Origin of the sequence: Enterobacter sp. 296B2, assembly GCF_034106185.1 — a bacterium.
GTDB classification, from domain to species: Bacteria; Pseudomonadota; Gammaproteobacteria; order Enterobacterales; family Enterobacteriaceae; genus Enterobacter; species Enterobacter cloacae_N.
Genome location: NZ_JAWNCA010000076.1, coordinates 1 through 1,098 on the forward strand (window position 1 = coordinate 1; position 1,098 = coordinate 1,098).

The following is a 1,098-nucleotide window of genomic DNA, read 5'->3' on the forward strand; positions in this document are numbered from 1 at the left end:
TCTATTTTTACTAGGACATGGCGGGTATTAACTTTCAACAGAGGGCGATTATACAGTTGTTATTTTTTCTTTGAAGCAATATAATTTTTATACAGCCATAACTTTTTCTTTGGGTTACTATGCGTGCCAGATTACCTTTAAATGCATTACGAGCTTTTGAAGCTTCTGCAAGATATCTAAATTTTACTAAAGCCGGACTAGAGCTTCATGTAAGCCAGGCCGCCGTAAGCCAGCAGGTAAGAACACTTGAACAGATGCTTGGTGTGGCTCTTTTTACAAGAGTACCGCGTGGGTTACAGTTGACAGACGAAGGCCTGCATCTTTTGCCTTCGATTACAGAAGCTTTGCAGATGATGAGTTCTGCCATGGATAAATTCCATGAAGGTAAGATTAAAGAAGTGCTTACTATTGCTGTCGTTGGGACTTTTGCAATAGGTTGGCTTCTTCCTCGGATTACTGAGTTCCTTAATGAAAATCCATGGATTGATATTAGAATTTTAACGCATAATAACGTTGTCAATCTAGCTGCAGAAGGTATTGATGCATCTATTAGATTTGGATCAGGCGGCTGGATTAATACGGAAAATATTTTACTCTTTCAGGCGCCGCATACAGTATTATGTTCCCCGGAAACATCCAAGAAACTGTGCATTCCATCAGACTTAAAAAAAGTTTGCTTACTGCGCTCCTATCGAAAGGATGAATGGAATAATTGGTTTAAAGCTGCTGGGATCGACTCTTGGACTGTTAACGGGCCTATCTTTGATTCTACCAGACATATGATAGATGCTGTAAAATTAGGTGATTATGCAGCATTAGTTCCTTATCATATGTTTCAAAAAGAATTAAATGAGCGCTCCGTAGCAAAACCTTTTGAAATTTATGCCACGCTTGGCGGTTATTGGCTGACTTTACAGAAATCTCGGGTTAATCATAATAGTGAAGCACTTAATGTTTTTAAGGAATGGATTATCGAGCATAGCAGAGAGTTTGTACTTAAATCCTAATCTCTGCTAAAGATATATCAATGCTTATTATTTAAGTATTCGTACCAAAAACTTCTCTTACCTTTATAATTGACTGTTGTAAGACATCTGA

General features: G+C 37.8%; 1 protein-coding gene. It reads left to right on the forward strand.

The features are described 5' to 3' along the window. The first annotated feature begins 119 nt into the window (after positions 1 to 119). A complete protein-coding gene (imiR, locus tag URZ40_RS23115; RefSeq protein WP_048224141.1) occupies positions 120 to 1,007 on the forward strand; it encodes a LysR family transcriptional regulator ImiR/NmcR in 888 nt (295 codons plus the stop codon). Positions 1,008 to 1,098: the final 91 nt, after the last annotated feature.

What these genes read in the sequence shown, in the direction of transcription:
- imiR (WP_048224141.1), top strand. Translation starts at nt 120, where the DNA reads ATGCGTGCCAGATTACCTTTAAATGCATTACGAGCTTTTGAAGCTTCT.